The organism is Variovorax sp. H27-G14 (genome assembly GCF_046156345.1).
GTDB lineage: Bacteria > Pseudomonadota > Gammaproteobacteria > Burkholderiales > Burkholderiaceae_C > Variovorax.
Genome location: NZ_JAYLVN010000002.1, coordinates 628049 through 640503, shown reverse-complemented (window position 1 = coordinate 640503; position 12455 = coordinate 628049). Strand labels below are relative to the sequence as shown.

The 12455-nt window shown below is 65.5% G+C and carries 11 protein-coding genes; all 11 read right to left on the bottom strand.

The window, feature by feature from the left end:
• Positions 1-122 precede the first annotated feature (122 nt).
• The gene (locus VLK31_RS08480) at positions 123-1028 is read right to left on the bottom strand and encodes an SDR family oxidoreductase (protein ID WP_409167931.1); all 906 of its coding nucleotides are present in this window, start codon (positions 1026-1028) and stop codon (positions 123-125) included.
• A 118-nt stretch (positions 1029-1146) separates the two neighbouring features.
• On the bottom strand, positions 1147-2085 hold the full coding sequence (locus VLK31_RS08475) for a glutathione S-transferase family protein (RefSeq protein WP_409167930.1): 939 nt from the start codon (positions 2083-2085) through the stop codon (positions 1147-1149).
• 62 nt (positions 2086-2147) lie between these two features.
• Positions 2148-3164 (bottom strand): NADP-dependent oxidoreductase, encoded by a 1017-nt coding sequence (locus tag VLK31_RS08470; RefSeq protein ID WP_409167929.1) that lies wholly within the window; start codon positions 3162-3164, stop codon positions 2148-2150.
• Between the two features lie 50 nt (positions 3165-3214).
• Positions 3215-3679 (bottom strand): PaaI family thioesterase, encoded by a 465-nt coding sequence (locus VLK31_RS08465; protein ID WP_409167928.1) that lies wholly within the window; start codon positions 3677-3679, stop codon positions 3215-3217.
• 346 nt (positions 3680-4025) lie between these two features.
• Positions 4026-4820 (bottom strand): SDR family oxidoreductase, encoded by a 795-nt coding sequence (locus VLK31_RS08460; RefSeq protein WP_409167927.1) that lies wholly within the window; start codon positions 4818-4820, stop codon positions 4026-4028.
• A gap of 49 nt (positions 4821-4869) precedes the next feature.
• Positions 4870-5172, bottom strand: a complete 303-nt coding sequence (locus VLK31_RS08455) for a Dabb family protein (RefSeq protein WP_409167926.1) — start codon at positions 5170-5172, stop codon at positions 4870-4872.
• A 26-nt stretch (positions 5173-5198) separates the two neighbouring features.
• The gene (locus tag VLK31_RS08450) at positions 5199-5468 is read right to left on the bottom strand and encodes a hypothetical protein (protein WP_409167925.1); all 270 of its coding nucleotides are present in this window, start codon (positions 5466-5468) and stop codon (positions 5199-5201) included.
• Complete coding sequence (locus VLK31_RS08445) at positions 5468-7375, bottom strand: acyl-CoA dehydrogenase (protein ID WP_409167924.1); 1908 nt, start codon at positions 7373-7375, stop codon at positions 5468-5470. The genes VLK31_RS08450 and VLK31_RS08445 overlap by 1 nt, the downstream gene beginning before the upstream one ends.
• Positions 7376-7552: 177 nt before the next feature.
• On the bottom strand, positions 7553-8728 hold the full coding sequence (locus tag VLK31_RS08440; RefSeq protein ID WP_409167923.1) for an acetyl-CoA C-acyltransferase: 1176 nt from the start codon (positions 8726-8728) through the stop codon (positions 7553-7555).
• Positions 8729-8768: 40 nt separating this feature from the next.
• Positions 8769-10244 (bottom strand): M20 family peptidase, encoded by a 1476-nt coding sequence (locus VLK31_RS08435; protein ID WP_409167922.1) that lies wholly within the window; start codon positions 10242-10244, stop codon positions 8769-8771.
• A 43-nt stretch (positions 10245-10287) separates the two neighbouring features.
• Positions 10288-12393 carry a 3-hydroxyacyl-CoA dehydrogenase NAD-binding domain-containing protein gene (locus VLK31_RS08430; protein ID WP_409167921.1) on the bottom strand — a complete coding sequence of 702 codons (2106 nt, stop codon included), beginning with the start codon at positions 12391-12393 and terminating at the stop codon, positions 10288-10290.
• Positions 12394-12455 lie beyond the last annotated feature (62 nt).

The following is a 12455-nucleotide window of genomic DNA, read 5'->3' as shown; positions in this document are numbered from 1 at the left end:
TCGCTAGCCGCAGGCACCCCATGGCGCGCTGGAACAGCATGCGTCGAGGGAGCGGATCGTCAGGGACGCGAGGGCGAACATGAGGCGCATCCTAGCAAAGCAACACAACGCGCCTGGCGCGATCAGGCAGAGCGCAGCTGCTCGCGCAGCTTCTGGCCAATTTCAGGCCGCTCCAGAAACGGGTCGGCCGGGTTCGTGCCCGACACGATGTTCTCCATGCGGCTGCGCACATTGCCCAGCGCCTTGGGGTGGCTGTACACGTAGAACTGGTTGGCGGTGATGGCCTCGAACACCTTGGCCGCCACTTCGGCCGCGGTGATCTTGCCGCTGCTCACCGCCTTGTTGCTCATGGCCTGGCCGATGAGCTGGCTCTTGGTGAGTTCGCTGTCCTTGGGCGCATTGGGGCGGTTGCGCTCGCTGCTGGTGATGCCGGTGGGCACGAAGTACGGGCACAGCAGGCTCGCGCCGATCTGGTCGGTGACAAGGTTCAGGTCCTGGTACATCGTTTCGGTAAGGCTCACCACGGCCGCCTTGGCGGCGTTGTAGATGCCCATGTTCGGCGGCGTGAGCAGGCCGGCCATGCTGGCGGTGTTGGTGATGTGGCCGCGGTAGCTCGGGTCTTTGGCGGCGGCCTCGAGCATCATGGGCGTGAACAGGCGCACGCCATGAATCACGCCCCACAGGTCCACGCCCAGCACCCACTCCCAGTCGGCCACGGTGTTTTCCCACACGAGGCCACCGGCCCCCACGCCCGCGTTGTTGAACACGAAGTGCGGCGCGCCAAAGCGCTCTTTCACGGCGGCGGCCAGCGCCTCCATTTGCGCGGCGTCGGACACATCGACCTTGCGCGCCAGCACCTGCGCGCCGGCGGCTTCCATTTCTGCCTGGGCCTTGTCGAGTGCGTCCTGCTGCACGTCGACCAGCACCAGGTTCATGCCGCGTGCCGCGCCGATGCGCGCGCACTCCAGGCCGAAGCCCGAGCCCGCGCCGGTGAGTACGGCCGTCTTGCCCTTGAAGTCCTGAATCATTTGCCGGTGTCCTTGTGTTGATGTCTCTGACGTTGGAGCTGCCATTGAAATACGGAACGAGCGCCAGCGCAGTCACGAAGGTGCCCCGGCCGGGCTTGTTTTTTGGGCCTGTCGAAATTCAGGCGTCTGCTTTTTTCAGCACATAGCCAATGCGCGGAAAGTGCACATGCACCGTGCCCACGCGCTCGTCGCTGCGCGCCAGCGTGTAGTGCGTGCGCGTGGCGGCCACCAGCGTGCCGGGCGTCTCTTCGAGGCCGAAGCTCTCGGCGCGCAGCGTTACCGCCGTGCCCAGCGCAATGCCATGGTCGTCCTGGAAGGTGCTGTCGGTCAGCAGCGTGTGCGGCGTGGCCGCCTTGGCCACGGCAATGGCCTCGTCGCTGCTGAACTTTTCGGACGTGCCGTGGCCGATGGCGGCCATGCGGTCCATCCAGTCGACCACCGCGGGCGTCAGCTCCAGAATGCCGCGCACCGCCTCGATGCGGCGCGTGTACCAGAGCGGGTGGTACGCAGAAAAGTCGGCAATGCTGGGCACCTCGCCCAGCAGAAAAGGCTTGTCGTCGAGCATGTCCGACAGGCGGCGCAGGTACGACTTGTAGGCGCTGGTGGCATCGGCCGGACGCAGCCGCGTCATGTTGCCAGCGCTCATCTTGCCGCGGTCTTCGCCGAAGGCTTTCAGTGCTTCGGGCGGGGCCTTGGCAAACACTTCCGCCGCGCCCTTGGGCTGCAGGTTCCACGCCATGGCGGCCCAGAACAGCGTGGTGTCGGCCCACTGCGCGAGGATGCGCGACATGCCCTTCTCCGGCTCCGGGTAGAGCGTGGGTTCGGGCTGCAGGTGCTCCAGCACGTCGGCAATGAGCGCGCTGTCGCAGTACATGTCCGCGCCTATCTGCAGAAACGGCGTCTTGCGGTAGCCGCCGGTGAGCACTTCGACGTCGGGCTTGGGCATGATCGGCGGAATGAAGACCGACTTCCACGCGAGCTTCTTGGCGCCGAGGATCAGGCGCACCTTCTCCGAGAACGGCGATGTCAGGTAGTGATGAAGGATGAGGTCTGCCATGGTCGTTCCCGTGAGGTGAGTTTTTTTGAAAGCGTTGGATCGGATCGGTTGGATCGGATCGATCAGATCAGCTTGACCAGCTGCTTGCCGAAGTTCTTGCCCTTCAGCAGCCCCAGGAAGGCCTCGGGCGCGGCTTCCACGCCTTGAGCCACCGACTCGCGCGGCTTGAGCTTGCCGCTGCCCACCAGCGCGCCCAGTTCGGCCAGCGCCTCGGGCCACACTTCCATGTGCTCGCTGACGATGAAACCTTCGATCTTCAGGCGGTTGATGAGAATCAGCGCCGGGTTGGCCAGCGGCAGCGGCGCGCCGTCGTAGCCCGCGATCATTCCGCACAGCGCCACGCGCGCGAAGGCGTTGGTGCGCAACAGCACGGCGTCGAAGATGTAGCCGCCCACGTTCTCGAAGTAGCCGTCGATGCCGTTGGGGCAGGCTTCCTTCAGCGCGGCGCTCATGCTCTTGACGTCGGGGTGCTGGCGGTAGTCGATGCAGGCGTCGAAGCCAAGCTCGTCGGTCACGTACTTGCACTTGTCGGGACCGCCGGCAATGCCGACCACGCGGCAGCCGCGTGCCTTGGCCAGCGCGCCAAAGGCACTGCCCACTGCGCCGCTGGCGGCGGTGATGACCACGGTTTCACCGGCCTTGGGCGCAATGATCTTCACCAGGCCGTACCAGGCGGTCACGCCGGGCATGCCGACGGCGCCCAGGTAGTGCGACAGCGCCACGTGCGTGGTGTCGACCTTCTTCAGTGCGCCGGGCTGCGATGCATCGACCACGCTGTATTCCTGCCAGCCGCCGAAGCCCACCACCTTGTCGCCCACGGCGTATTTGGGGTGCTTGCTCTCGACCACTTCGCCGACGGTACCGCCCTGCATGGTCTGGCCCACGGGTTGCGGTTGCGCGTAGCTCTTGGAGTCGTTCATGCGCCCGCGCATGTACGGATCCAGGCTCATGTAGTGGTGGCGCACCAGCACCTGGTTGTCGGTGAGCGCGGGGGTTTCGGCGGTCACGAGCTTGAAGTTGCTGGCAACGGCTTCGCCGTCGGGGCGGTTGTCGAGGTGAATCTGCTTGTTGGTGGGCATGGTGGGTCCTTGAGGAAATTGGTGGGTTGGTCGGGGTGTCGGTCGGCGGGTCAGTCCGTCGAGGGCGGGCGCATTTCGTTCACGCTCGTCGGCCCGGTGGGCAAGCGGCGCTTCACGTACTTGAAGGTGCCGGTGGCATGGGCGCAGATGCGTTCCTGCTCGTCGTAGATCTTGGCTTCGGTGAAGGCCAGCGTGGCGGTGCGGTGAATGAGCGTGCCGCGCGCGTGCAGCCGCCCGACGGAGGGCTGCATGAAGCTGGTCTTCATCTCGATGGTGACCACGCCGGTCTCGGGCGACACGCTGCGTGCGGCGGCGGCCATGGTGATGTCGAGCAGGGTCATGCACGCGCCGCCGTGGGTCACGTCGAAGGTGTTGAGGTGTTCGGGTTTGGCGGTGTAGACGATCTCGGACTCGCCGCCTTCGAACTTCGTCAGCTCGAAACCGAGGTGACGTGCGAAGGGGATCTGGCTCGTGTACGAGACGATGTTGATGTCGGTGGTGTCGGGGGAAGACATCTCAGTGTTGCTTTGCTTGTTGGGTTGCGGGGTCATGATTGTTCGGGGTGCGTGCGAAGGACATCGGGTGTCCCCCTCCGCGAATGTCCCCCGGCCTGCGGCCTCCTCCTTTATTTCGCTGCGGGGGACACCCGATGCCCTTTGCACAAGAGGCGCCGCGGTTGATCCGCTCGATCAACGACCACTGCGAACAACGCTCACGCCGATGGGGTGCTCTGCGCAGCGAAATAAAGGAGGAGGCCGCAGGCCGGGGGACATTCGCGGAGCAGAGTACCCCGTCGGCGTGGGCGCCGCCCTGAACGAAGTCCTCCGCACCAAGTGAAGCCACGAACAAACGCAGGCCCACTCAGGCCCCAAGCACCACGCTGACCCCACCGTCCACAGCCATCCACTGACCCGTGATGTGCTTGCCGGCGTCGCTCGCGTACAGCAGCGTGATGCCCTTCAGGTCTTCCTCGTCGCCCAGGCGGCCCAACGGCGCAGCAGCGGCCATCTTGTCCTCGCCGAGCGACTTGATCAGGCCCGCGGCCATCTTGGTCATGAAGAAGCCCGGGCAGATCGCATTCACGTTGATGCCGTACTTGCCCCATTCGGCGGCCAGCGTCTTCGTGAAACCGATCACCGCCGTCTTCGACGTGTTGTAGGCCAGCGTCTGCATGGCCGGGCCGTTGCCGTTCAGGCCCGCGATCGACGCAATGTTGATGATGCGGCCCGTCTTCTTCGGAATCATGTAGCCGTTGGCGACGTGCTGGGCCAGGATGAAATAGCCGCGCACATTCAGGTTCATTACCTTGTCCCACGCCTCGACCGGGTGGCTCTCGGCCGGTGCACCCCAGCTCGCGCCCGCGTTGTTGATGAGGATGTCGACCGCGCCCATGCGCTCCAGCGTTTCGTCAGCCAGGCGGCGGGTGTCTTCTTCCTTGGCGCAGTCGGCGGCGATCCAGCGCGCGTCGATGCCCGCGGCCTGCAGCTCGGCGGCGGCCTGCTCCAGGTCTTCGGCCTTGCGTGAGCTCAGCATGATCCTGGCGCCGGCTTCGCCCAGCGCATGGGCCATCTGCAGGCCCAGGCCGCGCGAGCCACCGGTGATGAGGGCGGTCTTGCCGGTGAGGTCGAACAGCTTTTGAACGGTGCGGGGGGTCATGCGTTGTCTCCGGGTGTCGGGTTGTCGGGGTATCTGGTTATTTGGGCTGTCAGATCTCGTAGTCCATGCACTGGCGGGCTTCGCGCACGGCGCCGATGAAAGGCTTCAGCGCCACATGCTGCGGATGGTCCGCATAGGCAGCCAGTGCGGCGGCGTCGGTGAATTCCGAGTACAGCACCAGGTCGTAGGTAGCCTCCAGCCCGGGCTGGGCAATGGCCACCTCGAAGCGGTGCGTGCCGGGCGACAGCTTGGCGCACGCATCGAGCAAGGCCTTGGCCTTGCGCAGGTTGGTGGCCCTGTCGGCGCCTTCGGCATGTTCCTTGAACTTCCACATCACGATGTGCTTGAGCATGGCGGGCCTTCTTTGCTTCGTTGGGCTTACTTGTTCGGCAGCCGCGAGCGCACGTAGATCAGCGCGAAGCCCACGAGGGCGACGATGCCGCCGGGCGTGGCAATCGTCCAGCCGAGCGTGGCGTCGGTGCGGGCGGTGGCGATGCCCAGGATGAAGACGAACAGGCCGCCGTAGATCAGGATCCAGATCCACTTCTCGAGCCGTGCATGCGGCTTGGGCGGCTTGGCGACAGGCGGCGTGCTGCCGGAACTTGGGTTCGGGTTTGGGTTGGAGTCAGGCGGATTGTTGATGGCCATCAAAAGGCGTCCTCGGGCAAAGCGGTACAGGTCGGGTCGCGGGTTTCGACCACTTGGAGCCAGGCACCGATTTTCGGCAGCTCGTAGTGGAAGAAATAGTCCGTGGCGCCAATCTTGCCAGCTGTTACCGCCCTCGCCTTTTCACCGTCCAGCACCAGCGCGCGCTGTGCCACGTCGAGCCAGATCCAGGCCAGCACCGTGTGGCCGAAGGCCTGCATGTACGGCACCGCATTGGCCAGCGCGTCCGCCGGGTCGCCGGTGGACCAGGCGGCCTCGGTGGCGCTGCCGATGCGCTGCAGCGCGGCGCCCAGCGCCTTGGCATGCGCGGCCAGCGCCGGCACCGGGGTGGCGCGTGTGATGGTGTCGGTCATGCGAGCGGCCAGCAGTTGCAGGCCGCGGCCCTTTTCCATCAGCACCTTGCGCCCCAGCAGGTCGGCCGCCTGGATGCCGTGCGTGCCCTCGTGAATCATGTTCAGGCGGTTGTCGCGCCAGTACTGCTCCACCGGAAAGTCGCGCGTGTAGCCGTAGCCGCCGTGCACCTGAATGGCCAGCGAATTGGCCTCCAGGCACCACTCGCTGGGCCAGCTCTTGGCAATGGGCGTGAGCACCTCCAGCAGCAGGCGCGCGTCGTCCGCGTCCTGCACATTGCCGGTCTTCTGCTCGTCGACCAGCCGCGCGCAGTAAAGCTCCAGCGCCAGCGCGCCTTCGCAGTACGCCTTTTGCGCGAGCAGCATGCGGCGCACGTCGGCGTGTTCGATGATGCGCACCTGCGGCGCGGCCGAGTCCTTCACCACCGCGGCGCCCGCCGCCTGCGGCTTCTTCACCAGCCGGCCCTGCGGGCGGCTCCTGGCGTAGTCCAGCGACGCGTGGTAGCCCGCCATGCCCAGCATGGTGGCGGCCGTGCCCACGCCGATGCGCGCCTCGTTCATCATGTGGAACATGCAGTGCAGGCCCTTGCCGACCTCGCCCACCAGGTAGCCCACCGCGCCGGCCTTGCCGCCGACGGGGTACTTGCCCTCGCCGAAGTTCAGCAGCGTGTTGGTGGTGCCGCGCCAGCCGAGCTTGTGGTTCAGGCCCGCCAACGCCACATCGTTCCTGCTGCCCAGCGTGACTGTCACGCTGCCGCTCGCTCCCTCTCCCGCGCGCGGGAGAGGGCCGGGGTGAGGGCTCTGCACATTCACCAGCCATTTCGGCACGATGAACAGCGAGATGCCGCGCGTGCCCGGCACCAGCTTGCCGTTCTCGTCGGGAATCTTGGCCAGCACGATGTGCACGATGTTCTCGGTCAGCTCGTGGTCGCCCGACGAGATCCACATCTTGTTGCCCGTGAGCCGGTAGCGCGGGCCGAGCGGGTCGGCCTGAAAGTCGTCGCCATCGGGCACGGCGCGCGTGGCCACGTCGCTCAGCGACGAACCCGCCTGCGGCTCCGACAGGCACATGGTGCCGGCCCAGCGGCCCGAAAACTCGTTCTTGGCGAACACCTCTTTCTGCATGTCGGTGCCATGCACCATCAGCAGGTTGGCGTTGCCGCTGGTGAGCATGTTAGAGCCGATGCTCACCGAAGCCATCGCAAAGAAACTGTTGGCCGCGGCCGAGAGCGTGTAGGGCAGCTGCATGCCGCCAATGTCGTAGTCCTGCGCGGCGCTCATCATTCCCGAATCGACGAAGGCCTTGTGCGCGTCGTGCGTGGCCTGCGGCAGGATGACCTTCTCGCCGTCGAAATGCGGCTCCCGCGTGTCCACCGTGCGGTTGAACGGCGCGTACTTTTCACGCGCGATGCGCTCGCAGGTGTCGAGCACCGCGTCGAAGGTTTCGCGCGAGTGGTCGGCAAAGCGTTCGCGCTGGTTGAGCGACTCGGCATCGAGCCAGTCGTAGAGCAGAAAGTCGAGGGTGGAACGCAGGCTCATGTTTTTTCCAGAGGAACGGGATCGGGCCAGGACGCCCAAACGCGCAAGAGATACGAAAACTGCGCAAAAAAGTCGCAGAGAGAAACCAATGAAATTCTGGTTTCTCTTCTGCGACTTCTGCGTAACCTTTGCGACTTCTGCGTTCGGAAGTCCGATTTCAGCGGCTCAGGGAGAAGCTCAGAGCACCTCGAACACGCCCGCGGCACCCATGCCGCCGCCGATGCACATCGTCACCACCACACGCTTGGCGCCACGGCGCTTGCCTTCGATGAGCGCGTGGCCCGTGAGGCGCTGGCCGCTCACGCCGTAGGGGTGGCCCACGGCGATGGCGCCGCCGTCCACGTTCAGGCGGTCGGCCGGAATGCCCAGCTTGTCGCGGCAGTAGATCACCTGCACGGCAAAGGCTTCGTTCAGCTCCCACAGGTCGATGTCGTTGACCGTGAGGCCCAGGCGCTTGAGCACTTTCGGAATTGCGAAGACCGGGCCGATGCCCATTTCGTCAGGCTCGCAACCGGCCACTGCAAAGCCGAGGAAACGGCCGATGGGCTTCAGGCCCTTCTGCTGCGCGTACTTTTCGTCGACCACCACGCAGGCGCCGCCGCCGTCGGAGAACTGGCTGGCGTTGCCGGCCGAGATCAGGCCGCCGGGCATGGCCGAGCGAATGCCGCTGATGCCTTCCTTGGTGGTGCCGGCGCGGATGCCTTCGTCGTTCTCGATGGTCACTTCCTTGGTGCGCAGGCCCAGCACCGGGTCGGCCACGCCGGCCAGCACGGTGATGGGGGCAATCTCTTCCTTGAAGCGGCCGGCTTCAAGCGCGGCAGTGGCTTTCTGCTGGCTCATCGCGCCGTATTCGTCCATGGCGTCACGGCCGATGTTGTAGCGCTTGGCGACCTGCTCGGCCGTTTGCAGCATGTTCCAGTAGATCTCGGGCTTGTGCTTCACGAGCCACGGGTCGGCCAGCATGTGCTTGTTGGCTTCGTTCTGCACGCACGAGATGCTCTCGACGCCGCCGGCCACATACACGTCGCCCTCGCCCGCAATGATGCGCTGGGCGGCGGTGGCAATGGTCTGCAGGCCCGACGAGCAGAAACGGTTGATGGTCATGCCCGACGTGGTGATCGGTAGCCCGGCGCGCAGCGCGATCTGGCGCGCAATGTTGGAGCCGGTGGCGCCTTCGGGCGTGGCGCAACCCATGATGACGTCGTCCACCGAGGCAGGGTCGATGCCGGCGCGCTGCACCGCGTGCTGCACCGCGTGGCCGCCGAGCGTGGCGCCGTGCGTCATGTTGAAGGCACCCTTCCAGCTCTTCGCGAGCGGCGTGCGGGCGGTGGAAACGATGACGGCGCTGGTCATGGTGAGGTCCTTTGAAGATGGAAGGGAAAAGAGGGGGTTGTCATGGCGCCGGAGCAGCGTTGGTGTTGCTCAGGAGCTGGTGATAGAAGCCGATCATCTCGCCGTAGTTCGAGATGGCCAGGCGTTCGTTGTTGCCGTGAAAGCGCGCGAGGTCTTCGCTCTTCATGCGGAACGGCGAGAAGCGGAAGACGGCGTCGCTCACGATGCTGAAGTGGCGCGAATCGGTGGCGGCGGTCATGAGGCCGGGTGCCACGACCACATCGGGGAACGACTGGCGCACCGCCTGCTGGATGGCGCGGTAGCCGGTGCTGTCGGTCGGCGACACCGGCGAGGGCTCGGAGTTGCCCGGGTAGCGCTTGATCTTGATCTCGTCGTTGGCCAGCGTCTTTCGCAGGTGCGCCTCGACGCTGTCGATGGAGTCGCCCGGCAGGATGCGGAAGTTGACGGCGGCCTCGGCGCGGCCGGGCAGCACGTTGTCCTTGTTGCCGGCGCGAACAATGGTCAGCGCGGTGGTCGTGCGCAGCATGGCGTTGCTGCTCGGGCTCTTCTCGAGCTGGCCACGCACCAGCGGCTCGGTGAGCCACAGGTTGGACAGCATCACGCGGTTGACGCCGCTCATCTCGGGCGCGAGCGCGCCGAACATCTGGCCGGCCACGCCCTTGATGGCGCCGGGCATGGGGTTGGCTTCGAGCCGTGCGAGCGCCGTGCTCATGCTGCCGATGGCGCTGTGCAGCGGAGGCATCGACGAATGGCCGGGGGCCGTGTCGAGCGACAGAAAGAAGGTGCCGTAGCCCTTCTCCGCCAGGCCGATGAGGGCCGCGGGTTTGCTCAGGCCCGGCAGCACGCCGTCGAGCACCAGCAGGCCTTCGTCGAGCACCCAGTCCAGCCGTACGTTGCGCGACTTGAGCAGCTCGGCAATGGGCAGCGCACCGCGCAGGCCGCTCACCTCTTCGTCGTCGCCCATCACAAGGTAGACGGTTTGCTTCGGCTTGAAGCCGGCGCCGATGAGCAGCTCGATGGCTTCCATCTGCGCGAAAAGATTGCTCTTGTTGTCGAGCGTGCCGCGGCCCCAGACGAAGCCGTCCTTGATCTCGCCCGCGAAGGGGTCGACCGTCCAGGCCTTCTCGGTGCCGGGGGCGATGGGCACCATGTCCTGGTGCGCCATCAGCGCAATGGGCTTGGCCGCGGGATCGGTGCCGGCCCAGGTGTAGAGCAGCGCCTTGTTGCCGACCACTTCCTTCTTCAGGGTGGCGTGCACCTTGGGGAACTGCTGCGTCAGATAGGCGTGCAGCTTGTCGAACTCGGCCGCGTTGGCGGCCGGATCGTCCAGCCCCGACACCGTACGGAACGTGATCGCCGTGGAGAGCCGCTTGGCGGCGGCCTCCAGGTCGATGTTCAGCTTGGGTGCGGGCGCCACCGCGAGTTGCTGCGAAGGCGTGGTCCAGGTCTTGACCGCCACCGCGGCCACCAGCAGCACGATGGCCAGCAGCAGCCCGAGGAAAATGCGTTTCAACATGGGCGGTCTCTGTCTCGGTCCAAGTCCTGTTCCGGGTCCGGTCTCAGCTGAAGGACTTGCCTTCGGCCACCAGCTTCTGGATCAGCGGCGCGGGCTGCCAGAACTCGGCGTCGTCGCGCGGGTTCTTGGCAAAGCGCTTCATCGTCTCGGCCACGTTGTACAGGCCGACTTGCGATGCGTAGTGCATCGGGCCGCCGCGCCAGATCGGGAAGCCGTAGCCGGTGAGGTACACCATGTCGATGTCGCCCGACTTGGACGCAATGCCGTCCTCCAGAATGTGCGCGCCTTCGTTGACCAGCGCATACACCAGGCGCTGCACGATTTCTTCATCGGAAATCTTGCGCGGCGTGATGCCCAGTTCCTTGCGGTGGTCTTCGATCATCTTGTTGACCAGCTCCGACGGAATCGCGTCGCGCTTGCCGGCCTGGTAGTCGTACCACCCTGCCCCGGTCTTCTGACCGAAGCGGCCCAGCTCGCAGAGCTTGTCGGCCGTGCGGCTGTACTTCATGTCGGCGCGCTCGGTGGCGCGGCGCTTGCGAATCGCCCAGCCAATGTCGTTGCCGGCCAGGTCGCCCATGCGGAACGGGCCCATGGCAAAGCCGAACTTCTCGACCGCCTTGTCGACCTGCTGCGGCGTGGCGCCTTCGTCCAGCAGAAAGCCTGCCTGGCGCGAGTACTGCTCGATCATGCGGTTGCCGATGAAGCCATCGCACACGCCCGAGACCACTGCCGTCTTCTTGATCTTCTTGCCAATGGCCATGACCGTGGCCAGCACGTCCTTGCCCGTGGCCTTGCCGCGCACCACTTCAAGCAGCTTCATCACGTTGGCGGGGCTGAAGAAGTGCATGCCGACCACGTCCTGCGGACGCTCGGTGAACGCGGCGATCTTGTCGACGTCCAGCGTGGAGGTGTTCGAGGCCAGAATCGCGCCCTTCTTGGCGACGCGGTCGAGCTCCTTGAACACCTTTTCCTTCACGCCGAGTTCTTCGAACACGGCTTCGATGATCAGGTCGGCGTCCTTCAGGTCGTCGTAGCTCAGCGTGGTGCTCAACAGCGCCATGCGTTGCTCGTACTTGTCCTGCTTGAGCTTGCCCTTCTTCACCTGGGCTTCGTAGTTCTTCTTGATGGTGGCCACGCCGCGGTCGAGCGCGTCCTGCTTCATCTCGAGGATCTTCACGGGAATGCCCGCGTTCAAAAAGTTCATCGAGATGCCGCCGCCCATGGTGCCGGCACCGATGACGCCCACGGCCTTGATGTCGCGCTTGGGCGTGTCGTCGGCCACGTCGGGGATCTTGCTGGCGGCGCGCTCTGCCATGAACAGGTGGCGCAGGGCCAGCGATTCGGGCGTGAACATCAGCGAGGTGAAGATGCGGCGTTCTTCGGCCATGCCGGCGTCGAACTTCATCGTGGTGGCGGCCTGCACGGCGTCCACGCATTGCAGCGGTGCCGGGTAGTTCTTCGACATGCCGCCCACCATGTTCTTGGCGAACTGAAAGTAGGCATCGCCCTGCGGGTGCTTGCACGGCAGGTTGCGCACCAGCGGCAGCGCTTCACCGGTCTTGCCGCCCACGCTCTTGGCGAAGGCCACGGCTTCTTCGAACACCGATTCAGGCGACGCGGCCAGGCGGTCGAACAGCTTCTGGCCGGGCAGGCTGGCGAGCAGTTCGCTCTTCACGGGCTCACCGCTCACGATCATGTTCAGTGCGGTTTCCACGCCCAGCACGCGCGGCAGGCGCTGCGTGCCGCCGGCGCCGGGGATGAGGCCCAGCTTGACTTCGGGCAGCGCGATGCTGGTGCCCGGTGCGGCAATGCGGTAGTGGCAACCCAGAGCCAGCTCCAGGCCACCGCCCATGCACACCGAATGGATGGCGGCAACGATGGGCTTGGGCGAGGCTTCGAGCGCGAGGATCACGCTGAGCAGGTTGGGCTCCTGCAGCGCCTTGGGCGTGCCGAACTCCTTGATGTCCGCACCACCCGAGAACGCCTTGCCGGCGCCGGTGATGACGATGGCCTTGACGGCGTCGTCGGCATTGGCCTTGGCGAGGCCGTCGGTGATGCCGATGCGCGTCGAGAAGCCGAGACCGTTGACCGGCGGGTTGGTCATGGTGATCACGGCGACATCGCCGAGCACTTTGTATTCAGCCGTCATGCTGCGTTCCTTGGTGTGTGAAGAAAAAGAAGAAAAAGCACGAGTGTTCTTTTTCGAGGGAT

Excerpts from the sequence above, each read along its gene's own strand:
- VLK31_RS08480 (WP_409167931.1), bottom strand. The coding sequence starts at position 1,028 with ATGATTCAGGACTTCAAGGGCAAGACGGCCGTACTCACCGGCGCGGGC.
- VLK31_RS08475 (WP_409167930.1), bottom strand. The coding sequence starts at position 2,085 with ATGGCAGACCTCATCCTTCATCACTACCTGACATCGCCGTTCTCGGAG.
- VLK31_RS08470 (WP_409167929.1), bottom strand. The coding sequence starts at position 3,164 with ATGCCCACCAACAAGCAGATTCACCTCGACAACCGCCCCGACGGCGAA.
- VLK31_RS08465 (WP_409167928.1), bottom strand. The coding sequence starts at position 3,679 with ATGTCTTCCCCCGACACCACCGACATCAACATCGTCTCGTACACGAGC.
- VLK31_RS08460 (WP_409167927.1), bottom strand. The coding sequence starts at position 4,820 with ATGACCCCCCGCACCGTTCAAAAGCTGTTCGACCTCACCGGCAAGACC.
- VLK31_RS08455 (WP_409167926.1), bottom strand. The coding sequence starts at position 5,172 with ATGCTCAAGCACATCGTGATGTGGAAGTTCAAGGAACATGCCGAAGGC.
- VLK31_RS08450 (WP_409167925.1), bottom strand. The coding sequence starts at position 5,468 with ATGGCCATCAACAATCCGCCTGACTCCAACCCAAACCCGAACCCAAGT.
- VLK31_RS08445 (WP_409167924.1), bottom strand. The coding sequence starts at position 7,375 with ATGAGCCTGCGTTCCACCCTCGACTTTCTGCTCTACGACTGGCTCGAT.
- VLK31_RS08440 (WP_409167923.1), bottom strand. The coding sequence starts at position 8,728 with ATGACCAGCGCCGTCATCGTTTCCACCGCCCGCACGCCGCTCGCGAAG.
- VLK31_RS08435 (WP_409167922.1), bottom strand. The coding sequence starts at position 10,244 with ATGTTGAAACGCATTTTCCTCGGGCTGCTGCTGGCCATCGTGCTGCTG.
- VLK31_RS08430 (WP_409167921.1), bottom strand. The coding sequence starts at position 12,393 with ATGACGGCTGAATACAAAGTGCTCGGCGATGTCGCCGTGATCACCATG.